Genomic DNA, 21,223 nt, shown 5'->3' with positions numbered 1-21,223 from the left:
CACGTCGCTCACCAACTCAACGATCGTCCACGCAAAACGCTCGACTGGGAAACCCCAGCCGAGCGTCTGCGTGATCTACTTACCCGCTAAAAGCAGGCAGTGTTGCGACGACCCCTTGAATTCACCATCCAGCGGGCGTTTCGTCATTCCGCGGACCGGTATGTCCGCTGCGCCTTCAGGATTCGCTCACATTCGGAAGTCGCCGACGGTCGGATCACCGAACAGCCCCTGGGCCGGGGACTTCAGCGGCAACGGGCTCAGCATGTCCTTGTGCCCGTTGCGCACGCTGCAGTACTTGAACGGCCCACGGGGATCGAACAGTTTCGTCATATGCGGGTCGGCATGGTCGAGGAACCACACGCTCAGCCCGGTGCTCGGCTGCAGCCGGTAGTGCTCCCACGCCCGCCACAGCGCATCCAGCCGCGCCACCGCCTCGGCATGCTTCCACCATTCGGGGCACCACACCGTTTCACTGATGTCGGTCACCTGGCGGCGGTAGACGAGACTCAGATAGTTCTCGACGAATTCCACCACGCTGGTGTGAATCATCGGCTGTTGCTGCTGTTCGGTCACAGCGGCCGGACCTCCTCGGATTGGCCGTATTCAGGTGGTGGAGTGACCTTGGTCAGCGAAGGTGAGCCGATCAGGTCGATGATTTCGGTCTTGCGCCCCGGGAGATGGTGCTCGATCGACTTCTTCACGTCGGCAGAGTACTCGCCCTCCCACCAGGGCACGGTGCGGACCAGCACCGCAGGCTGGCCGGAGGTGAAGACGATCGCACGGCCCTGCGGCAGGGTTGCCAACCCGTGCGCGGTGAACGTCTTCGACGAGCCGAGCGAGCGCGAATAGCTCTTGCCGCCTTTGGATTCGGAGACCGACGAGGACACGGCATCGTATTCGCCGATCGCCTCGGAGCGGTCCCGCAGGAAATTCATATCGTCCACACCGGGGCCGAGCACCTTGACGTTGGCCGCCGACCACAGCGCGAGCATGCCGGCGTCTCCCCAGCAGCGCGCACCCTGGGCCCAGGACTGCAGCACCGTCATCACCACGATGCCGCGCGATCCGAAGTGGCTGTACTGCTTGGGCAGATCCTTCCAGCGCACCACGTTTGCCGCCTCGTCGAGCACGGCGAGCATCGGAATGGGCAGGCGCCCGCCCGGCGAGCGCGACGCCTTACGCATCGCCACGTCGATGACGGCCTCGGTCAGCGCACTCACCAGGGGCGCCGCGGAGCCGCGCCCCTCCAGCGAGAGGCTGTAGAGGGTGCCGTTGGCCTCGAGGAAGGCGAGTTCGTCGAACTGCTCTCTGTTGTCGCCGGGCAAGATCCAAGAGTGCACGTTCGACAGCTGCAGACACCGGATCATCTTCTTCGCGGTACCGAAAATGCCGCTCTTGGTTCGCGGATCGGCGTTGTACTGCATGGCAAGACCCGAGGCCGTGTAGTGCTTGCTGGCATTGCGCAGCAGCTCGATGGGCTCGGAGTCACCGGGGTTGGTCACCCAGTCCCACACCTGCACGATCGGCAGGCCGCCGAGCGCCGCGGCCAGGAACAGACCGGCCAGCAGATCTTCGGCCTCCGGGTCGAAGAACACATCCGACTTCGTGGAGTCCGAACCGTTGTCGGCGTCGGCGAAGTGCCCGGCCAGTCGCGCGGCCCGCATTTCGGCGCCGTCGTGGTGAGCATCCACCCAGGCCAACGGATCCCAGTACCAGGTGGGCTCCTCGCCCGCCACGCCTTGTGGGTCGAAGACGAATGTCGGACTTCCCTTGGCCTTGCGCACATCCCGGGTCGCGTCCACCACGTCCCGTTTGTTGGACGTGGCAAGGACCGGACCGATCGCGGTCAGGATCGCCGGGATCACCCGTGAGGTCGACTTGCCCTGCCGCGGACCCCAGATATCCAGGTGCAGGTCCTCGTAGGAACCGTAGAGCATCACCCCGTCGGCGACACCGATGCCGATCGGCACACCGGGTGCGTCGTTGTAACCGAGACGCACACCGAGCGTTTCAGCCTTGGCCCGCACGCCTGCCTCGGTGAGCGAGGCGATGGCGCTGCCGTTGCCCATCACGTCGGCCTTGTCGTCGATGGCCAGGCGTCCTTTGCCCTGGCGCTTCTGCAACTGCTTGCGCACGTAGAGGTAGACCAGTAAGAGCGCGATCACCAGCAGCACGAGGACCGTGGATGCCCGCGGCCAGTGCAGTTTGCCGCGGGCGAGGTCGGCGACGATGGCGATCGGATTGATCGGGACGTCCTGGCGGGTGACCGCCATCGCGTTGCCGAGATGCAGTGCGATCCACAGGGTCCCGAGGATCGCGAAACCGGCGTAGATCATGTACAGGGTGACGTCGGGCCCGGCTATGGCCGGATCCTGCACCTTCTTCTTCTTCGCCATGTCTGCCTCCTGTCGGGACCGTGCGGTGTGGTCTGCGCTGGATCAGCGGTACGCGTCGAGCCGCCAGCCGTCCGATGTGCGGACGACGGTGGCGATGACCGTGGCGGGCGGCAGCTTTTCCTTGCGCCCGTTCGGGGAGACGACCGTCTGCTCGATGCCGATCTTGAATTGTTGGATGTTCGGGTCCGCACCTACCGGCGGCTTGTCCCCGGACGCGAAGGTGAACGCCTCCACGCGCGCCTTCGCCGTGGCCCACTGCGCCCACTGCAGTGTCGCCTTCGGCGTCTCCAGCCCGGTCGGGGCGCTGTCCAACATCCGAATCATGCTGGGGCCCAGCCATTTCCTGGCCCGAGTCAACGAGGCACCCTGATCCTCGGTGGCAGGCTGCCAGGTATAGATCTCCTTCAGCGCGGCCACCGCGACACCATCCGGCGTCACCGGGTCGGGTGCGGGTGCCTCCTCCAGCAATCGAGTCGGGGACGTGGGTGGGTGTGACACACCGGAATTCACGTCGCCACCCTCTCCACGACCGCAGGCGGCACCAAGCATCGCGACGCTCACCACCAGCATCACCACCAGTATCGCGCGGGCTTTCACTTTGTCATTCAAGACTAATCGGTCATTCAAGGCTAACCGCCGTGACCGACACGTGGGCGCTCCGACAGCCTCCGGCGCCTGGGTGTGTTCACTCCCGCTGCTCACAGTACCCTCCTGGCTCGCGCGTCGCCGGGCACCGCGACCTGGGTCACGCCGCCGCGCGAGCGCGCCTCCGCACCTGGCACCGACTGGATCATTCGTCCATTGCCGGAATAGATTCCGACCTGCGCGGGACCCCGCGGGCCGAAGGCACTGAACACCAGATCACCCGGCGCCAGTTTGCCCATCGGCACCTCGACACCCGCCTCCCACTGCTGTTCGGCGGTCCGCGGCAATGTCACGGTCCCGGAGGAGGCCGCGAACACCGCCGCCGAGGTCAAGCCGGGACCGTCCAGACCGCCACCGCTGGGTCCCTGCGGACCACCGCCGCCCCAGACATACGGCTGACCGAGCCATTCGTGCGCGGCCTCCACGATGTTCTCCCCACTGGACCCACCCTTCGGCGTGAAGCGACCGAGCGAGCCCGGCGCCCGGTACTGCGGCTCCATCGCGAGGATGTTCGCGACATAGGGCTGGGTCTCGGAGTAGTGCGCCGCCACCTGATTCGGCATGCCGCCGGAGGCGAGCACCGCGCCCTCACCTGCGTTGTAGGCGGCCAGGGTCAACGCGGTGATGTCGCCGTGCACGCGCCCCTCGGCCTGCCAGGCCATGATCTTGTGCGCGATGGCGCACATATAACGGCCCTGGCCGACGATCGCATCGCCGTCGTCCCACACGCTGGCAACGCCGTTGCCATCGGCGTCGACGACATACGGGCGGCCGTCGTCGGGGTTCGTGCTCGCCGCGGTGCCCGGCAGGAACTGCGCGAGGCCCTGCGCACCGGCCGGTGAGTTCGCGCCACGCTGGAATCCGGACTCCTGCCTACCCTGGGCAGCCAACAGCGACGGGGTGATCTGCGGGCACAGTGAACCCGCACGGCGATACCAGATTTCGAGCTCCGGAGGCACCTTGCCCGCGGCCAGCGCGCCGCCTGCGGTGCCGAAGCCACGGCTGCACCGCGGATCGTTCGAAAACGCCCGCGCACCACCGACATCCGGCGTCGGCGCACCGTCGAGCCACGGCAGTGGGTCGATTTGACGCCCCCCGGTGAAGCGGCCGCCCGGCACGATCTCGAAATGCAGATGCGGACCACTGGATTCACCCGCCGAGCCCACCTGAGCGATCGGCTGGCCCGCGGTCACCGTGTCGCCGACGCGCACGTGCACACCGCTGTCCCACATGTGGCCGTACACCGCCGAATACGAGCGGCCGTTGGTGTCGACCGAGTCCACGACGATCCAGTTGCCGAAACCCGATGCGGGACCGGCCGCCACAACGCGCCCTTCGGACACCGAGTAGATCGTGGTGCCGTCGGTGGCGGCCAGGTCGACGCCGAGATGAGCGCCGCCGCGCGCACCGAACACATCGGACACGGTGAAGGTGCCCACCGCCAATGGCAAGGTGCGACGGATCGGCCCGCTACCGGCCGCGAGCGACGGCGTCCCGGTAGCGGTCGGGTTTGTCTGCATCACAGAAGGATTCGTTGTCGTAGAGGTGGCGATCGAGGCTGCGGCGCGGGGATCACCCGGCGCGACACCACCCAGCGACGGCAGCGCGGTCTGCGACGGCCCGAGCACCGAGTAACCCTCACAGTCCTCATCCACCGCGGGCATCACGATCACTACGACAAGGGTCATCAGCGCCAGCACCGCGCCGAGGGTAAACCAGAGGATGGAGCGGCCGGTCACCGCGACACCCGCACAGCCGGATTCGACACCCGCCGAGGTGGATTCGGCACTACCTGCGTAGGCCGCAGCAGGCCCCGCACGCCGGGGCAGGTCACCGTTGGCGCCGGGATTCGTTGAGGGTGTCGGCGAGGGTACGATTCATTTCGGCGGCCGCAGCCAATTGCTGTTGCAGCAGTGCCACTTTACGGCGCAGCGCGGTCGCGTCCAGCCGTTCCAAGCTCGGTCCTTCGGCGGCGCGCACCCAATTGCGCACCGAATTCGTATGCACACCGATCTGTTCGGCGACCACCCTGCATGCCTCCGATTCGCTGCGCAGCTTGCCTGTCAACGCCATGACCTGCGCCACCGCGGCATTGCGCACCTCCGGCGACACTCTGCGATAGGACCGATGCGGCATCATGCGGCCCACCTCCAGCTCGCACGCACAGGTCTGCACCATCTCGCGACCGTCGCACCAACTCTCATGCGGCACTCCCGCCCGGCGAATTCGAGCCACGCGTGGTGGATTCGGTGAACTCACTGAACCGCTGATTGGTGTCGTGGATTCCACTTTCCTTCTCCGAGAGGGTGAACTCCATATGGAATGGGATGCCGGGCCGACGATCCTCACCGATTTTCAGGAGGAACTTGCCGGTGCCCGGTGGTGACGGCCGTTGCTGGCCGGGCTTGAGCGCCTCGCCCGTCAGCGCTTGCGGTGCGGACCATCCGGTCACCATCTCCTCCTCGGCGGATGTGAACGGAATGGTGCTGTCGAGGCGTTTGATCTCTTCGCCTGGCAGCGCGCCGAAGATCTTGGCGCGCGCCCGCTCCAGGAAACCTAGTGCCTTGGCAATCGCCGCTTCGGATCCGAGTGCTTGCAGGTCCTTGATGGTGTGGCTGATCATGATCAGTGCGGTGCCGATGCCGCGCTGCAGGCGGGTGAGCTCGTCGACCCGGTCGATCATGAAGTCGCCGAGGCCGAGCACCTGCCACAGCTCGTCCATCACCACCTGGAAGTAGCGCTGCGCGCCGAGTTCGGCGTCGGCGAGCACGTGTGCGGCCTCCACCGAGGCGAATCCGTCCGCCCAACAGGCCAGCATCACGGCGGCCTTGAGCTTCTTGTCGCCGGTGGGGATGTGCGAGACGTCGATGCAGACCGCGACCGCGCCGGTGTCGATCGGCACCGTGGTCTGGCCGTTGAAGATCGCGCCGAACGGGCCCTGAGTGAGCGCACGCAGGGACCGGCGGAGCCCTTTGATCGAGACCTGGTACTCGTCGGGGTTGTCGGCGCCCGCGTCGAGCATCAATTCCTCACCGCCACCGACGATCACCTCGAGCAGGTTCTCCATGATGGGCGGTTGGTCGGGGGTGTAGCCGCTGCCCGGCCGGTAGAGCACGCGCAGCGCGGTGGAGATCAGTGTCTCCTCGTAGTCGCGCACCCGCGCGCCGCGCACCAACTCGACCAGCCCCGCGACCAACGTCACCTGCCTGGCCCGCAGATCCTGCAGCACCTGGGTCTGCAACGCAGGCAGCGCGTCCAGGCGCGGCACCACCGAACCGAGCACACCCGCGGCGAGCGGATTGAGTTTGCCGTGCCCGTAGCCGAGGTCGATCACCTGGCCGCCGACCAGTTCCACCATCTTGCGGTAATCCGGTTTCACATCGGCGAGGATGAGCGGGGTGATGCCCTGCGCGATGCCGCCGAGCACTATCCGGCGCACCAGCGAGGACTTGCCGAAACCATTGAGCCCCAGGACGAAAAGGCTCGGTGCGGTGATGAAGCTGCCGCGCATGAACCAGTTCATCGGGTCGAAGCACACCGGCGCGCCGGTGTGCAGGTGCGATCCGAGCGGGGTGCCGATCAGCGGCGCGCCCGCGCCCACCGACCACGGCCACAGGCCCGCGACCTGGGCGGTGGTCGCCCGGTATTCGACTGGGCGACCGACCACGTTCATGCGGCCGCCGCCCGCACCTGCATAGCCGCGATCGGTGAGTTGCGCAGTGCTGCGGTCGAATCCGTCCTCGAAGGTCTGTTCGGCGCGGGCGGCGTAATTGCGGCGTCGGATCTCGTCGGTGCGCAACCGGAAGGTCGCCCACGCCGCGCGCAGCCCCGTCTGCTCGCGGCTGATCCCCTCCAGCCTGGTCCTCGTGACATCGTCGAGCAGCTGCGGACCGGACTGTTTGCGCCTGTCCGCCTTCAGCCTCGCCCGCTCCATCTGGGGCGTGCCCATTGCACGGTCGGCGACCCGGTCGGCCTTGACCGGTCGCGCCACACCACGACCGATCCGCTCGCCCCTGGCGCCGGCGCGATCCGCCATTGCGCCGGTCCGCTGAGGCGGTACCGGCCGATTGCTGCGCACCGGACGTTCGCCCTCGCGCGGGCGCGGCGGCCTGCCCTCGGCACGATCCGCGGAAGTGCGCTCGCCACGACCGTTCTCGGCATGGGGCCGATCGGCGCGCGCGCGGTCGGTGTGCGCCCGCTCGGGACGTGCGCCGTCGGCGCGACCGGCTCCGGCCCGGGCGCGACGCTCCGCCGCATCCCGCGCCGAACGCCGTTCCCGATCGGCCATTTCCTCCAGGCCCGACCGATCGTCGCCGGTCACCCGCGCCGCGTCCCGTGCGGGGCGACGCGGACGGTCGGGTATTTCCTCCAGGCCGTTGCGTTCGCCGCCACGCGGCCTCGTGCCATCCGCACCGCGGCCCCGCGCGGTTTCCCCGGCAGGACGCTGCTGGGGCGCATCGACCGCGGGCCGGTGTGCCCAGTCGTGCTCCCCTTCCGGCTGCCGTGTGCCGCGGCGAACCGGCGTCCCGTCCCGTTCCCGTACGGGTGGCTCGTAGTCACGTGCCATGAATCGCTCACCCCGCAAGTGCTTTCGGAATTGTCGCGTGTTCCGGCAGGATCACACCACAGCCGAGCGAGGCCGCGAAAGCCGCCGACTGATAGCGGTAACACCGTCGGATCTTCAGCCGCGCCTGCGTGGACAGGTCGCGCGTGATGGCTTCGATACGCGGCAGATCTCCGCGCAGTGGCTCGGTGATGGTCACCAACGCCCCGAAGCGGGTCACACCGTGACCCCTGGCCTGCTCCTCGCGGGCCTGCTGAGTGGCCCCGACCCGCAGGGTGGCGGCCGCCGAGACGACCCCGCGTTCGCTCTGCTGAGCGACGAGTGCGTTCTTGAAATCGTCGTCCACGATCTCGGCGGCGTCGGCGGCCGAGTGCGGGCGATAGACGATGGCGATGCGCTTACGCGGCACTTCGGGATTCGGCGCGAGCAGCCGCTGCAACACGCGCTCGTCCACCGCGCCCTCGGGTGCGGCGTCCATCTCCCAGGTCACCGAGCGGCCACCGTCGTGCACCAGGTGATCCCACTTCTCGTCGTGCGATACCGGCCCGGCGTCGGCCCAATCCAGGCCGTGCCCTTCGGGTTCACCCGCCGCGACCTCGAGGTCGGCCTGCGAGGCCGGGTCGTAGCTGCGCCGGATGAACGAGATGACCTCATCGGCCGACATCGGCTGTGCCCGCACACCGGCCTCGGCCAGCGCGGCGCAGATGCCGGGCAGCCTGCGGCCGATCTCGACCGCCTCTTCGGCGGGGTTCTTGCGGCGCTCGGCAGTGGTGGCCTTGAAGGTGATCGCCACCCGTGGCAACAGCTGTACCCGCTCCTGCGGGAGCTCGGTGGCCAGCTCGTACATCACCTGCTGGGCGAGCTCCGGCGCATCGGGCCTGGTGATGGTGGAAACCTCGGTGAGCAAACGGTTTCCGGTCTCCGGCACGGTGTCGATCACCGGGACGACGGCGACGATGTCACTGGTCTGACCCACCGAGGCGAGGAAGGTCCCCCACGCCGACACCCAGCGGTCGATGACCGGCTGGTCGACCGCCTCGTGGCCCTGCGGCCACGCGCGTAGCACCACCGTGTACTGCGCGAACTGCGGTAGGTGGATCATGCCGAAGCTGTAGCCACCCGCGTCGATGCCCTCATACAACTTCGAGGGCGCGAGCAACCCGGGCAGTCGGGTGACGCCACCGGGAATCCGGGAGAAACGGCCGCCGCGGTACACGTGCTCGCCACGCTTACGCGAGCGCATCCAGTTGAACATCATTATTCCGTTCTCGTAGCCGGAGCGGCCCCCCGTCCGCCACACCAGTGGAACCATCACGACAACGCCGGTGCCGCCCACGATCAGACCCCATGTGAACCCGCCGACCATGGCGCAGATCAGGGCCGTGATCACGACGACGAAGCCGAGCACGGTTTCCTCCCAGCGCAGGCCGAAAAGGCCTGCGCTGCGAGGTTTCTGCCACAGTCCGTACGCGCGGCGCTCGTAGGTATCGCTCGTCGTCATCGTCATCGCGGAATGGTGCTCCTCCCGAGGTCGGGTGAACGATTGGCCCAGCGGTCGCCGGCCACGTCACCCATTGCTTGATCGGCCCCGGTCAGCGGAGCGGTCATGGCGCGCGCCGCGCCGACCCGGCCCGCCGCTCTGGCCGCACCGGACGGTACTCCCGCCGCGCCCGCGGGCCCGGAGGCGCGCGGTGCGCCGCCCGGGGCGCCACCGCCGCCACCACCACCGCCACGTGGTGGGGCCGGACGCGGACCGGCGCCACCGCCGCGGGTGGGCGGCGGACTGCCCGCACCGCCGACGTAGCCCGCCGAGCCGGGAGCAGCCGCGCTCTTGACCGCAACAGCCTTGGTGCCCATGGCCCCGAGACCCGCGACGGCGAGCAACGTGCCGCCGGTCGCGGTGAGACCGGAACCGCCGCTGCCGACGACCGCGATCGCGGGCGTGACAAGGCGCATCAGTGCAGGCAGCACGAACGCGACACTGCAGAGCAACACGATGGCGACCAGCATGCGTTGTGCCTGTTCACCTTCCGGTAGTCCGGAGGTGTCGGTCAGCGAGTCCACATGACCCGCGGTAGTGAACGCGATCATGTAGACGATGGCCGCGACCGGTTTCCACAGCATGAATGCGATGATCCAGCCGACCAGCTTCTGATAGGACGTCTTACCGACGTTCATCCCGGAAGCCGCTGCCGCCAAAGGCAATACGCCCGCAGCGATGATCAGCAGACCCTGCCTGACGATGGCGAGGATGATCTGCGCGAGCGCGCCGAGCAGTCCGACGATCGCGATGATCAGCACCAGACCCGGCGAAAACGCCTGCAGCTTACTGGTTTTCACCATCAGCTCGGCCAGGTCCTTGGCATTGCCATCGGTCGAGTCGTTGATGATCCACTCGGAGAACTTGTCCGAAGCCTGGGTGCCCGCGACGATCACGGCGCCGAGCATCCACGAACTGAACACCACTCGGGCGAACATCCGGAACGATTCGGCCGCTTCGTTCATCGCGGCGCCCCGTCTGGCCTCGGCCAATCTGGCGCCGGAGAGGATCACCGAGGCTATCAAGAGCAATATCTGTACCTGATAGGTGTAATCGTTGATCTTGGTGAACAACGACCCCCCATCGCTGGCCACCTCGTTGGGCACCTTCATCCAGAACGTCAACGCCAGAATGATGGCCTCGCCGAGGCCCTTCATCAGCGAATCGACGACCTTACCGAAGGTCGAATCCCAGGCCTTGTCCTTGACCGCGTCGGCCGCGCTGCGGGGATGCGAGGCGGCATTGCCCGCCTTGCACGCGGCCGACGCGGCGTCACCGAGCGAGATCCCGGGCAGACCGACGTTGTCGAGAGTGTCGTGCAGTTCGTTGCACGTCTCGTCGAAACCGTAGGTCTGACCGTAGGCCACGGTCGGCGTCGCGATCATCACCGTGAATATGACCGCGAGAATTGTGAAGACACGCCTCACCATTGTGTCCACCCCTCGATGCTTCGCAGGGAATCAATCTGGACTTGCTGTTCGCCGCTCACCGCGGTGAGCTTCCAATCTCCGTCTCGCCACACGACTGCGAGGCGCATGCCCACCCATGTTGGTTGGCCATCAACTGTTTCTCGGGCCTTTCTCGCAAACTGAATGAGCGCGGTTTCCTCTGTGTAGCTTTCGATTCGGAAGGCGTCCGAAGCGAACAGCAGTGGTCTCAGCTTCTCCGGCAGTCGATCCGACACCTTCCCCTCGGCGACCAGGCGGTCGTATTCCGCCAAATACTGCGGCGTGACCTGGACCAGGCGCACCAGCATCTCCCGGTCCCGCGGATTCGCGTTGGTGCGCCAGTAGATCTGCTCGGCCGCCAGTGCGGCCCCCTGCGGCGTATGGGCGAATCCGACGGCGGCCTTACCTTCGATGCGTGCCGGACCATCGGACGTCGAGAACCGCACCACGGGGCCGCCGAATACTCGCTGCCACACGCCTTCTCCGCTCGCAGGCTGCGGCGCAGCTTTCAACCAACCAGGTCCGCCGGACTGCTGCTGCGCGGCCGGATTCTGTTCCAGCGCAACACCTGCCGGGTTGTCCGGGACGTCCACCCGGCGGCCGAACACATCGACATCCGACTTGCCGAATCCTGCCGACCCGTTCGGATTTCGGACGGGAGCACGCTCCGAGCTGGTGCCCGTCTTCGACACCTGGTCACCCTCTGCGGCATTGTTGCGGACCGCACCCACGGTCACCACAACCGCGATGAGCACCGCCAGCACCGCGCCGAGACCGACCAGCACCAAGGGCGAACGCTTACGCTCCGGTCCGGATCCAGGCCCTACCGTTACCATTTCGTCCACCCCGCCAGCGATTCGATGTATTCGGTCTGTGCGCTGTTGGAGGTAGCGGGCTTGAGCCGCCAGTCGCCCGCGTCCCATACCATCACCAGTCGCAGCGCCGCCCACAGCTGCTTGCCATCGACAACGGGCCCGCGCGAGGCGAGCCGAATGATGGCGAGGTCGTCGGCGTAGTTCTCCACCTTGAACGCATCGGAGGCCACGAAGTACTTGGTCACTTTCTCCGGCTGCTGTTGCGGCAGCCGGTCCTGCGACAAGGCCTTGTCGTAGGCGGCGATCTGCTGGGCCGAGACCCGCACCTGACGGACGTACAGATCGCGGTCGGCGGGCCTGGCATTGAGCCGATAGGTGATCTGCGCCGCGGCGAGCACCGAACCCTGCGGGGTATGCGAATAGCCAACGGCGAGACCGTCTTCGATGCGCGTGGGTCCGTCGGAGGTGGAGAACGGCACCGAGGCGCCGTACACCCGCTGCCAACCGTGTGGTGCGGTCGTGCCGATCGGCGCCGCGGTCAGCCAATCCGGGTCCGAGGACTTGCGCTGATCGCTCGGTTCCTGCGGAAGTGGTTGTCCGGCAGGGTTGTTCGGCACATCGAGGCGCCTGCCGAAGATGTCGATCTCGGGTTCGGCGAATCCCTCGGCACCCGAACCCCCGGACGCGGCCGCCGCACCGCTCGAACTCGAATCATCGCGGCCCAGATACACGACGAGACCGACGATCACGATGAGTGCGAGCACCGCGGCCGATGCGACGGCACCGAAGGAGACGCGATCGCGTGCGTACGACTCCTTCTCGGTCACGACTCCACCTCGCCGGCACGCGGCTCTGTCATGCCCGAGGGTCGCGGCGACATGATTCGCTCGCTGCGCTCCCTCATGTAGGTGCCTCCAATTTCACAATGTCGGTGGGCAATTCGTCGACCGCCTCGATGGGACGTGCGGTCGATTCCGGGTCGGGCAGTCGTAACCTCCAGTCGTTGCCGAACCACTCCACGATGGTGTGATTCACCGCTCTCGAGTTGTCCGAATATTCGGTGTAGACGTCGACGCCGGACTTCTGATCGGTGTAGTCGGTGATCTTGTAGCCGAGCAGCCGCGGCGCGTATTCGGCCGAAGCGGGCCCGGTGATCGACAACTGCACCCGGTTGACCGACCACTCGTCTCTGGCCCGGCCCGGCACGACTTCCATGGCAACCACTTTCGACCACTGGTTGTCCGCGGCTACCGACAATCGCACGGTGTGGACGATCGCGGCGAGCGCTGCGCCGGGCGGTGAATGCTCGAAACCCGTTGCGGCACCGTCGGCTTCCTTCTTCGGACCTTGGTCCGCGTGTGGCAGTGCCACGCCTTGGAACGGCTGCCAGCGCACGTGCGTCGGCGCGGCGGCCAGGTCAGGGCCCGACTCGCCGTCACCACCGCAACCGACCGCGGCCATCAGCAACGCGACACCGACCGCACCGGCGGCAGGCCTACGGGCGCCCCGGCGCGACGAGCGGGCGGGCTGTCGGGTCGCGATGTGCTGCGGACGCGTCGCTGTGGATTTCATCGCAGGGCCGTTCCCATCCCCGTACCGGTCGTTCACGTCGGTAGGAAGGCCAGCGCGATCCCGGACGCGGTGCTCGCCACCGATGCGCCGAGCAGGCTCATCAGTACGCCGTGCGAGGCGTCGTTCATCGCGAGATCGCTGCGGAATGCGATCCACAACCGGCCCGCGGACACGATCATCCAGGCGAGGCATACCAGCAGCACGAACCAGAGCAGCCAATTCAGCAGGTGCATCAGAGGTTGCAGCACCTCGGCAGGCATCTGCTTGTAGGCGAGCACCTCACCTGCCGATATTCGCACGGTAGACATCGCCCGCATCAGGTGCCGATGACGGCGTTCATGATGGTGCCGGCGCTGGTGGCGACGACGCCGCCGATCATGGCTCCCGCCACCATCTTCGGCGACTCGAGCCCACCACCGGTCCACTTCTCCCACGCGAACTTGCCGCCCGCGTAGGTGATGCCGCAGACCCCCGACAGCAGGACGAACCAGGTGAGGTACCTGACCAGCTGCAGGATCTTCTCCGAGCCGGGAGGCGCCTCCGGTGTCGGGTTACCGACTTGAGCGAGGACAGTGCCGTACGTGTCCTGCACGGCGAGGAGGATCGTGCTCATCGGGTGCCTTTCTCGAAAAAGTGTGCTGTCAACGGTCCGGTACGGCGCTGAATATCAACATTATTCAGGGCCCTTCGTCGAATGATGAAGCGGCATCCAGGTTTTCACGCACCGCAGCGACGATGTCGGTGCCGAGTTCCCGGACTTCGAGTGGGACCTCCTCGAGCGGGTCGATCTTTCGCTTCTTCTGCGGGAGTGCGTCACCCGGCGCCCACACCGGCAGTTGCTCCGGCTCGACGAGCGTCCACTCCTCGTACCACGGCACTTCCCACACCTGGCCTGCCAGCGATCCGACCACCTCTCGGTAGCGCCGGATCTCGGCAGGCAACCGGCCGGGCCGGGCCGCGACCGTGATGAGTCCGAGTACCTCGGCGGCGCCGGCGAACCCCGAATGATGTTGGCGCAGTAAGTCGTGGGCGCGAGTCAGTCCGGCGATGGTCTCTCTGGCGACCAGGACGACGAAGGGCGATTCGCGGTCGAAGACGCCGGGCCAGCGGCGGCCCGAATCCGCCGCGGGCGCAAGCACATGCGCGAGGGTACTGGCTCCGGCACCACCGTGCACACCCAGCAACCACACCAGTGGCGCCCTGCCGATACCCGGCACCGGACGTTCCCAGATCAGGGCGCGACGCGACTCCGGTGGCGCGACAACGCCGGCTTGCGCAGGCTCGGGTTGGCGACGAAGTTTCATAGCGGCGGTCATGATGCCACCCCGGCCAGCAGGCGCGCATACGCCCGGCGCGTCTCCGCGGCCAGCGACGTGTGCCGGACGAGTTCACCGCGGGCCAGGTGCGGGTCGTACGGAATCTCCCTGATGTCACGGACCCAACCGGAAAGATGCGAACGCAAATGATCGGCAACCCGCGACTCGCCGCCCGGCTGCTGGTGTGAGACAACGATCGTCGTGTCACCGACGATGCCGCTGCCCTGCCCATTCGCGGAGTCGCCGAACTGGTCGTCGAGCCATTCCAAGGTCACCCGCAGCCGGTTGGCCGCGTCGGCGCGCGCCGGAATGGCAAGCACCAGAGCAACATCCGAGTCGTCGAGCAGCGGCCGCAGCTGACGCCCGGCAATCGGGCTGCCACCGTCGTAGACGCCGGTGAAGCCTGCGTCGTAGATCGCCCGCGCCACGGTCAGATAGGTGGCCCTGCGACGCAGCGGCGCGGCATCGCGCCACAGCAGCCCGACCCCCGAGCTCGCCTGGGACATGCACTCCTTCAACGGCGCCGGCTCGTCGTTGCCACGGCCGTACAACCACGATTGCAGGCTGATCGGGTACAGGTGCTCGTCGGCGCCGCGCAGCGCGAGATCACTGCCCGCGGCTGTCGAGTCCACCGCGACCGTAGGATTACCCCCCAGCGCGAGCTCGCCCGCGATCCCGAGCACCGTCGTTGTCGTCCCCGCGCCGCCGCAGCCGCCGACCACCAGAATCGGCCGCTGCGCGGGTTCCACGGCCTCCGCACCGCTCTCCGCGCGCTTGCCGCGCCGTAACCGCACTACCGGAGCCCTCGTGCGCGTAGGTCGGCTCGCCGATTCGCCCTCTGCGGGCGCCTCGTCGAGCCAGCGACTCCAGTCCTCTCCCATCGCCTCAGCTCTCCTTTTATCCGGCCGCGATACCCGTGATGAGGGTGTGGCCGTCGACCACCGCTGTGGTGACCGTCTGCTTGTTGTACGTGGCGGGCACACCGCCGGGCCGGTACTCGGTGATCTCCACCGAGTACCGAGTGTCGGTGAGCGTCACGATGCGCACACAGTGCGTGGTGCCCACCGGGATGGAGTCGATACCGCGCTGGATCACCGACGCGGGCGAGACGGTGGCCTCGGGCGCGACCGCTGCCCTGGCCCGCTCACCGGAGCGTTCCACGTAGTAGCCGTACTGGAACGACAGCACCGCATCCGGCCCCGACGCAGTGCCGCCGGATTCGGCGCTACGCACCACGCGATCAGCACGTTCGGTGGGGCAGGCGCCGGCCGCGCTCGCACCGGTGCCGGGTTGCGGTCGAGTCGCGTAGACCGGCTTTGCGCCGACGTCGTCGGCTTGGACGGTGCCCGCGGCGAAATGCAGGGGCGAGGAGGTCGGACCGGCCGCGCCGCGATCGTCGGAGGAGTCCAGCAGGAACAGCACACCCGCCACGGCCGCACCGAGCAGCACCACCGCAACGATCAGCACCGCGATCACCCTGGCGCGGCGTGCGGCCGGATGATCGCGAGCCTCCTGGCGCAGTGCGCGCGAGGCCGCCGCGGCGGCCCAATCCGCGCGGTCGTTGTCGAATTCGTCCTCTGGCCACGGGAAGCGCACGACGCCACCATCCAGCGGCGGTGCGTAGTCGTCGTCGGGGCCGGGTGCGCGGCCGGACACCCAGTCCGACCAGCCACCGATGAATTCGCTACGGCCCGACGGGAGATCGGTCGGCACATCCGCGCGGGCTCGGATCTCGTCGGGATCGTCGTCGAGAATGTAGTGCGGATATCGCGCGGGCCCATCGTCGTCGAGGACGGAAGCACCCACTTCGTCTGCGTGGGCCGGGGCGGCCGAGCCCGTCTCCGGCTCCAGCGGGCCGTACCAACGCGACAGCTGTTTGTACGACTTCAACATTCCCCCCGTCCCGCGGAGCGAGGCACATGGCGCATCGTCAGACCCTCTCGGCGATCAGTTCGTAGAGAACGGGTAGGTGTTGGCGGTGCCGGGCCGATCGGCGGGGGGCACCGAGGTCTCGCCTCCGGATGAGGCGCCATCGGCTCCCGTCCCAAACGGAAATTGTCCCGTACCGGACGAATTCGGCACAGTCGACGCGCCGGAGCTTTCGCCGAAGAATCCGGTCGGCGGCCTGTCGCTGCCGCCCTGCGGCGTGGCGCCACTGCCGAACGTGCCTGCCACATCGCGTGCGACCGCAGCGAACCAGTCGGCGACGAACTGAGTCGGTGCTTCCCCGTTGGCGGACATCGCCGCGGTGCTGTACCCGGTGTGGCGCTGGACGGTGTCCCAGTACCGCGTCCAGGTGGTGATGTTGAGCAATTCGCTGTTGTCGGTGATGTTCTGTACAACCGCGTCGAAGGCCTGCGTGACAAGACGAACGCCGGTGGTCGGCGGAATCAATTGTGGAACGGCGCCGATCAGCTTCGTTCCCAGCAACAGCAGGCCGGACACCGGATCCGACAACCCCGCGCCGGCGAGCTGACCGATGCTCGCCGGATCGATGACCGCTCTGACCACAGCGACGACCGAGTTCAGACCGATCATGCCGACCTTCAGCAGGCCCTGGATCGCACCGGGAATCTCCAGCGGGGTGCGCGGGTCGGCGGCGTCGGCCAGCCGCTGGGAAATCGACTTCCGCGGCGAGAGAGACAGATTCGCGATCGAATTGCCTTGGATGTCCTCGCCGGCAACCTTGGTCGCCGTCTTGATCGAGGTGAACGCCAGCGCCTGCGCGATCGACACCAACGAGGCGATCGGGTCGCCGCCACTGAGCTTGGCCTGCCCGACGACATTGGCGACGGCCTTCAGAATCGGCGCCCCCTGCGGTGCGTCGCACGCGAGGTCGCCCGCCGCACAGAAACTCGCGACGCGACCGGTCAGCGCGCCGAAATTCGCCGCCCTGTCCCGGTCCGGACCGATACCGCCGCCCGCCGCGGGCGTTTGGGCCAACGCGGCGATCGAGGCCAGCTGATCACCGGTGGTGCCGGGCGCCGCATCGGGCGCCGCCTTGCCCGGCGAGCCGGGGAACAGCGGGGCGCCGGGGTTACGCGTCGGATCGCCGAACAGCGCTACCGCAGCGACCTTCTCGGCAGGCAGCACACCGCGACCCTGGCCGATCTCCTGCGCGAACATCGATGCGACATGGGCGCCTTGGGAATACCCCACCACCGCGAACCGGGTGTTCCCGCACCGCTCGGCGACCGTCGCGGCCATGCTCCGCAACCTGGTCAACCCGCCGGCAACGGACTCCGAATACGGCACCGCGCCACCGGCGGTCGCGCCGCCGAATCCGGCTTCGTAGGGCACATAGGCACGATCGACCAGTCCGGGATCGGGAGCCTTCGCCAGCATCGGCCGAAAGACCGTCGACAGCATCCCGGTGTCGGTGGTCGGTGCCGCGTCGGGCGAGGATTCCCCCGTGCCCTGAATTCCCAACGCGTACAGCGCGGGGCAGCTATCGATCGGCACATTCGTCGAGGGCCCCGCGGGATTCGACGGCGCCGCGGCCGCCGCGCCGGTCGTAGCGGTCGCCACAGCAACGGTGAACGCGACCAGCATTCCCGAGGTTCGTACCGAGTACTTTGCCATAGCGATCCGCAATCATCCGTGTTGCCGCAGCCATCCTCAACGCCATGAAACGCACTAAACCGTAACAGAATCCGGCAAACATCGCTGAGCCCGCGAAAAGTTTCCGGGAACCGCCGGACGATCCCGGACACGGCTTGGCGTGGCGTGCCGGACCTGCCGACAACTTTCCGATCATGATCAGTCGAAGGCAATCCCACGGCGACCCCCGAGGACTCGAATCGTCAACCCGGACTTCGCATTCCGGCGAACGCCCAACCGGCGCGAACGCTTGTGCCCGAAAAATAGCCAGGTCACCGGGTCAAACCCGGTGACCTGCGGCGATGTTCAGCTATCTTGACGAGTACCGGTCACTCAGGTGGCCGAGGTAACGCGGTAGACGTCGTACACGCCTTCCACATTGCGCACCACATTGAGCAGATGACCCAGATGCTTCGGATCGCCCATCTCGAAGGTGAACTTGCTGATCGCGACCCGATCGCCGTGCGTGGCCACCGAGGCGGACAGAATGTTCACCTTTTCATCGGCGAGCACCTTCGTCACGTCCGACAACAGGCGGGTGCGATCGAGCGCCTCGATCTGGATGGCCACCAAGAACACCGACGACGGCGACGGCGCCCATTCCACGTCGATGATCCGCTCGGCCTGCTCGCGCAGCGAACCAGCATTGGTGCAGTCGGTGCGGTGCACACTGACCGCGCCGCCGCGGGTCACGAAGCCCATGATCTCGTCGCCCGGCACCGGGGTGCAGCACTTGGCCAGCTTGGCCACCGTGCCCGGTGCACCGGGAATCAGCACACCGGCATCGCCGGTGACGCGCTGCCTGCTGGGCGTGGTCGACGGGGTGGAACGCTCCGCGAGTTCGTTCTCCACGTCGCCGATCCCGCCGAGCTGCGCCATCAGTCGCTGCACGACATGATGCGCGGACACCTGGTGCTCGCCGACAGCGGTGTAGAGCATCGAGATGTCGGTGTAGTGCAGCTCGTGCGCGACCGCGGTCATCGCGTCCACGCTCATCAAGCGCTGCAACGGCAGCCCGACTCTGCGGACTTCCTTGCCGATCTGCTCCTTGCCGCTCTCCAGCGCCTCCTCGCGGCGTTCCTTCGCGAACCACTGCCGAATCTTGGCCTTGGCACGCGGGGACACCACGAAGTTCTGCCAGTCGCGGCTCGGTCCCGCGTTCTGCGCCTTCGAGGTGAACACCTCGACGACCTCGCCGTTCTCCAGCTGGCGTTCCAGCGCGACGAGCCTGCCGTTCACCCGCGCGCCGATGCACTTGTGCCCGACCTCGGTGTGCACCGCGTACGCGAAATCGACCGGCGTCGACTTCTGCGGCAGCGTGATCACATCGCCCTTCGGGGTGAACACGAAGATCTCCGGCGACTTCAGGTCGAAGCGCAGCGACTCCAGGAACTCGGCCGGGTCTGCGGCCTCCCGCTGCCAGTCGAGCAGCTGGCGCATCCACGCCATGTCGTCGACCTCGGTGGAGTCGTTGGAGTGCTTGCCGCGCGTCTCCTTGTAGCGCCAGTGCGCGGCAATGCCGAACTCGGCGGTGCGGTGCATGTCCTGAGTGCGGATCTGCACTTCCAGCGGCTTGCCGTCCGGTCCGACCACCGTAGTGTGCAGCGACTGGTAGACGCCGTAGCGCGGCTGGGCGATGTAGTCCTTGAACCGGCCCGCCATCGGCTGCCACAGCGAGTGCACGACGCCGACCGCGGCATAGCAGTCGCGGACCTCGTCGCACAGGATGCGGATGCCGACCAGGTCGTGGATGTCGTCGAAATCCTTACCCTTGACGATCATCTTCTGGTAGATGGACCAGTAGTGCTTGGGCCTGCCCTCGACGATCGCATTGATCCGGGAGGCGGCCAGGGTGTTGACGATTTCCGCGCGCACCCGCGCCAGGTAGGTGTCACGCGAGGGTGCCCGGTCGGCGACCAGTCGCACGATCTCGTCGTACTTCTTCGGGTGCAGGATCGCGAATGCGAGGTCCTCCAGCTCCCACTTGACCGTGGCCATGCCGAGGCGATGCGCCAGCGGCGCGATCACCTCCAGAGTTTCCTTCGCCTTCTTCGCCTGCTTCTCCGGTGGCAGGAAACGCATGGTGCGCATGTTGTGCAGCCGATCGGCCACCTTGATCACCAGCACGCGCGGATCCCGCGCCATCGCGATGATCATCTTGCGGATCGTCTCGGCCTCCGCCGCAGCGCCGAGATTGACCTTGTCCAGCTTGGTGACACCGTCCACCAGATGCGCGACCTCGGCACCGAAATCCGTGGTCAGCTGCTCGAGGGAATACCCGGTGTCCTCGACGGTGTCGTGCAACAGCGCCGCGACCAGCGTGGTCGTGTCCATGCCGAGCTCGGCCAGAATATTGGCGACCGCGAGCGGATGGGTGATGTACGGATCGCCGGACTTGCGGAACTGATGCGCGTGCCGCTCGTCGGCGACATCGAACGCGCGCTGCAGCAGCGTGAGGTTCGCCTTCGGATACAGCTCCCGATGCACGCTGGCCAACGGCTCGAGCACCGGCTTGACCGCCGCGATACCGCGCTGGCCGGTCATCCGCCGCGCCAACCGCGCGCGAACCCGCCGCGACGCCGATGTGGGCACCGCCGCCGACGTTCCCGGCTGCCGCGCGGGAGCCGAATTACCGGCCGCAGGCTGTGCGGCGGGAGTGGTCGATGTTGCCTTTCCCCCTGCGGCGGCCGAGGCACCATTCGTGGGCGAGGCCACCGCCGATTGCTCGACATTCGCCTCGCCTAGATGCTGAGTCATGCCACCACCTCTCCACGCCGCGGTCGGACCACCCTATCCGACCGCTGCAACCGCCCTCATCAACTCTAGTCCCGCCTCGACTCGTCCGTCCGATTCGCGATTAGCGGAGACAGTTTTCGTGTCACCTGCGGGGGACCCTGGCTCGATTCCACCGGGTAGCCATGTTCGCAAAATCGGCTATGTGGGTGGCGCGGAATACCGACCGGAACCTCGCAGCCTCCGCGGTGACGATCCGACCGGTACAACGGCTGAACCACCCGCGGATAATCCCAGCGTAGGTGACGCAATCACATCGGCAAGAGCCCGTTGCGCGCCTCGATCGCACCGCACGCCGGCGTCGATACCGTCCGCACCGAGGTCCGGACTGCTGGTGGCATCGAGGGACGCCGACATCGCGGTGAGCGGCGGCCGCTGGGTAATCAGGACGTGAGCCGCCTCGCGGGCTAGGTTCTGTCTCGAAGTCGTGAGGGCGGGCCTGCGGCTCGCCCTCACGACTGCCGCAACCATTGATTGATCACCGCGACATGGATCGTGGCCTGGTAACGAACCGCGAGCTTGTCGAACCGGGTA

General features: G+C 67.3%; 18 protein-coding genes. All 18 read right to left on the bottom strand.

Annotated elements, in window-relative coordinates:
• Positions 1-186: 186 nt before the first annotated feature.
• Positions 187-573 (bottom strand): DUF4913 domain-containing protein, encoded by a 387-nt coding sequence (locus ACLMAL_RS38090; RefSeq protein WP_328403175.1) that lies wholly within the window; start codon positions 571-573, stop codon positions 187-189.
• On the bottom strand, positions 570-2,396 hold the full coding sequence (locus tag ACLMAL_RS38085) for a type IV secretory system conjugative DNA transfer family protein (protein ID WP_412003500.1): 1,827 nt from the start codon (positions 2,394-2,396) through the stop codon (positions 570-572). Before ACLMAL_RS38085 ends, ACLMAL_RS38090 begins: the two co-directional genes overlap by 4 nt.
• Positions 2,397-2,438: 42 nt before the next feature.
• Entirely contained in the window at positions 2,439-3,005 is a 567-nt protein-coding gene (locus ACLMAL_RS38080) for a hypothetical protein (protein WP_412003499.1), read from the bottom strand.
• Positions 3,006-3,094: 89 nt separating this feature from the next.
• Complete coding sequence (locus tag ACLMAL_RS38075) at positions 3,095-4,780, bottom strand: peptidoglycan DD-metalloendopeptidase family protein (RefSeq protein WP_412003498.1); 1,686 nt, start codon at positions 4,778-4,780, stop codon at positions 3,095-3,097.
• Positions 4,781-4,871: 91 nt separating this feature from the next.
• Positions 4,872-5,180, bottom strand: coding sequence for a transposase (locus ACLMAL_RS38070; protein WP_412003497.1), 309 nt, complete (start codon positions 5,178-5,180; stop codon positions 4,872-4,874).
• A gap of 61 nt (positions 5,181-5,241) precedes the next feature.
• Positions 5,242-7,608 (bottom strand): hypothetical protein, encoded by a 2,367-nt coding sequence (locus tag ACLMAL_RS38065; protein ID WP_412003496.1) that lies wholly within the window; start codon positions 7,606-7,608, stop codon positions 5,242-5,244.
• Between the two features lie 7 nt (positions 7,609-7,615).
• Positions 7,616-9,106 (bottom strand): SCO6880 family protein, encoded by a 1,491-nt coding sequence (locus ACLMAL_RS38060; protein WP_379065983.1) that lies wholly within the window; start codon positions 9,104-9,106, stop codon positions 7,616-7,618.
• A 2-nt stretch (positions 9,107-9,108) separates the two neighbouring features.
• Positions 9,109-10,575 carry a hypothetical protein gene (locus ACLMAL_RS38055; protein WP_412003495.1) on the bottom strand — a complete coding sequence of 489 codons (1,467 nt, stop codon included), beginning with the start codon at positions 10,573-10,575 and terminating at the stop codon, positions 9,109-9,111.
• Positions 10,569-11,429: a hypothetical protein gene (locus ACLMAL_RS38050; protein WP_412003494.1), complete on the bottom strand. Its 861-nt coding sequence runs from the start codon at positions 11,427-11,429 to the stop codon at positions 10,569-10,571. Before ACLMAL_RS38050 ends, ACLMAL_RS38055 begins: the two co-directional genes overlap by 7 nt.
• The gene (locus ACLMAL_RS38045; RefSeq protein ID WP_412003493.1) at positions 11,423-12,235 is read right to left on the bottom strand and encodes a hypothetical protein; all 813 of its coding nucleotides are present in this window, start codon (positions 12,233-12,235) and stop codon (positions 11,423-11,425) included. The genes ACLMAL_RS38050 and ACLMAL_RS38045 overlap by 7 nt, the downstream gene beginning before the upstream one ends.
• 73 nt (positions 12,236-12,308) lie before the next feature.
• Positions 12,309-12,980, bottom strand: coding sequence for a hypothetical protein (locus tag ACLMAL_RS38040; RefSeq protein ID WP_412003492.1), 672 nt, complete (start codon positions 12,978-12,980; stop codon positions 12,309-12,311).
• A 32-nt stretch (positions 12,981-13,012) separates the two neighbouring features.
• A complete protein-coding gene (locus ACLMAL_RS38035) occupies positions 13,013-13,288 on the bottom strand; it encodes a hypothetical protein (RefSeq protein WP_412003491.1) in 276 nt (91 codons plus the stop codon).
• A gap of 8 nt (positions 13,289-13,296) precedes the next feature.
• A complete protein-coding gene (locus tag ACLMAL_RS38030; RefSeq protein ID WP_328403199.1) occupies positions 13,297-13,593 on the bottom strand; it encodes a hypothetical protein in 297 nt (98 codons plus the stop codon).
• A gap of 64 nt (positions 13,594-13,657) precedes the next feature.
• A complete protein-coding gene (locus ACLMAL_RS38025; protein WP_412003490.1) occupies positions 13,658-14,296 on the bottom strand; it encodes a DUF6668 family protein in 639 nt (212 codons plus the stop codon).
• Positions 14,293-15,177: a MinD/ParA family protein gene (locus ACLMAL_RS38020; RefSeq protein WP_412003489.1), complete on the bottom strand. Its 885-nt coding sequence runs from the start codon at positions 15,175-15,177 to the stop codon at positions 14,293-14,295. The genes ACLMAL_RS38025 and ACLMAL_RS38020 overlap by 4 nt, the downstream gene beginning before the upstream one ends.
• 16 nt (positions 15,178-15,193) lie before the next feature.
• On the bottom strand, positions 15,194-16,189 hold the full coding sequence (locus ACLMAL_RS38015; protein ID WP_412003488.1) for a hypothetical protein: 996 nt from the start codon (positions 16,187-16,189) through the stop codon (positions 15,194-15,196).
• A 54-nt stretch (positions 16,190-16,243) separates the two neighbouring features.
• A complete protein-coding gene (locus tag ACLMAL_RS38010; protein ID WP_412003487.1) occupies positions 16,244-17,878 on the bottom strand; it encodes a cutinase family protein in 1,635 nt (544 codons plus the stop codon).
• A 351-nt stretch (positions 17,879-18,229) separates the two neighbouring features.
• Positions 18,230-20,653, bottom strand: coding sequence for a RelA/SpoT family protein (locus ACLMAL_RS38005; RefSeq protein WP_412003486.1), 2,424 nt, complete (start codon positions 20,651-20,653; stop codon positions 18,230-18,232).
• Positions 20,654-21,223 lie beyond the last annotated feature (570 nt).

It is taken from the genome of Nocardia sp. CWNU-33, assembly GCF_046764895.1.
Classification (GTDB): Bacteria; Actinomycetota; Actinomycetes; order Mycobacteriales; family Mycobacteriaceae; genus Nocardia.
The sequence above is the reverse complement of the archived record's forward strand: the minus strand, read 5'-3'. Positions and strand labels throughout refer to the sequence as shown.

Excerpts from the sequence above, each read along its gene's own strand:
- ACLMAL_RS38085 (WP_412003500.1), bottom strand. The coding sequence starts at position 2,396 with ATGGCGAAGAAGAAGAAGGTGCAGGATCCGGCCATAGCCGGGCCCGAC.
- ACLMAL_RS38070 (WP_412003497.1), bottom strand. The coding sequence starts at position 5,180 with ATGATGCCGCATCGGTCCTATCGCAGAGTGTCGCCGGAGGTGCGCAAT.
- ACLMAL_RS38065 (WP_412003496.1), bottom strand. The coding sequence starts at position 7,608 with ATGGCACGTGACTACGAGCCACCCGTACGGGAACGGGACGGGACGCCG.
- ACLMAL_RS38060 (WP_379065983.1), bottom strand. The coding sequence starts at position 9,106 with ATGACGACGAGCGATACCTACGAGCGCCGCGCGTACGGACTGTGGCAG.
- ACLMAL_RS38055 (WP_412003495.1), bottom strand. The coding sequence starts at position 10,575 with ATGGTGAGGCGTGTCTTCACAATTCTCGCGGTCATATTCACGGTGATG.
- ACLMAL_RS38050 (WP_412003494.1), bottom strand. The coding sequence starts at position 11,429 with ATGGTAACGGTAGGGCCTGGATCCGGACCGGAGCGTAAGCGTTCGCCC.
- ACLMAL_RS38040 (WP_412003492.1), bottom strand. The coding sequence starts at position 12,980 with ATGAAATCCACAGCGACGCGTCCGCAGCACATCGCGACCCGACAGCCC.
- ACLMAL_RS38035 (WP_412003491.1), bottom strand. The coding sequence starts at position 13,288 with ATGTCTACCGTGCGAATATCGGCAGGTGAGGTGCTCGCCTACAAGCAG.
- ACLMAL_RS38030 (WP_328403199.1), bottom strand. The coding sequence starts at position 13,593 with ATGAGCACGATCCTCCTCGCCGTGCAGGACACGTACGGCACTGTCCTC.
- ACLMAL_RS38025 (WP_412003490.1), bottom strand. The coding sequence starts at position 14,296 with ATGACCGCCGCTATGAAACTTCGTCGCCAACCCGAGCCTGCGCAAGCC.
- ACLMAL_RS38020 (WP_412003489.1), bottom strand. The coding sequence starts at position 15,177 with ATGGGAGAGGACTGGAGTCGCTGGCTCGACGAGGCGCCCGCAGAGGGC.
- ACLMAL_RS38015 (WP_412003488.1), bottom strand. The coding sequence starts at position 16,189 with ATGTTGAAGTCGTACAAACAGCTGTCGCGTTGGTACGGCCCGCTGGAG.
- ACLMAL_RS38010 (WP_412003487.1), bottom strand. The coding sequence starts at position 17,878 with ATGGCAAAGTACTCGGTACGAACCTCGGGAATGCTGGTCGCGTTCACC.
- ACLMAL_RS38005 (WP_412003486.1), bottom strand. The coding sequence starts at position 20,653 with ATGACTCAGCATCTAGGCGAGGCGAATGTCGAGCAATCGGCGGTGGCC.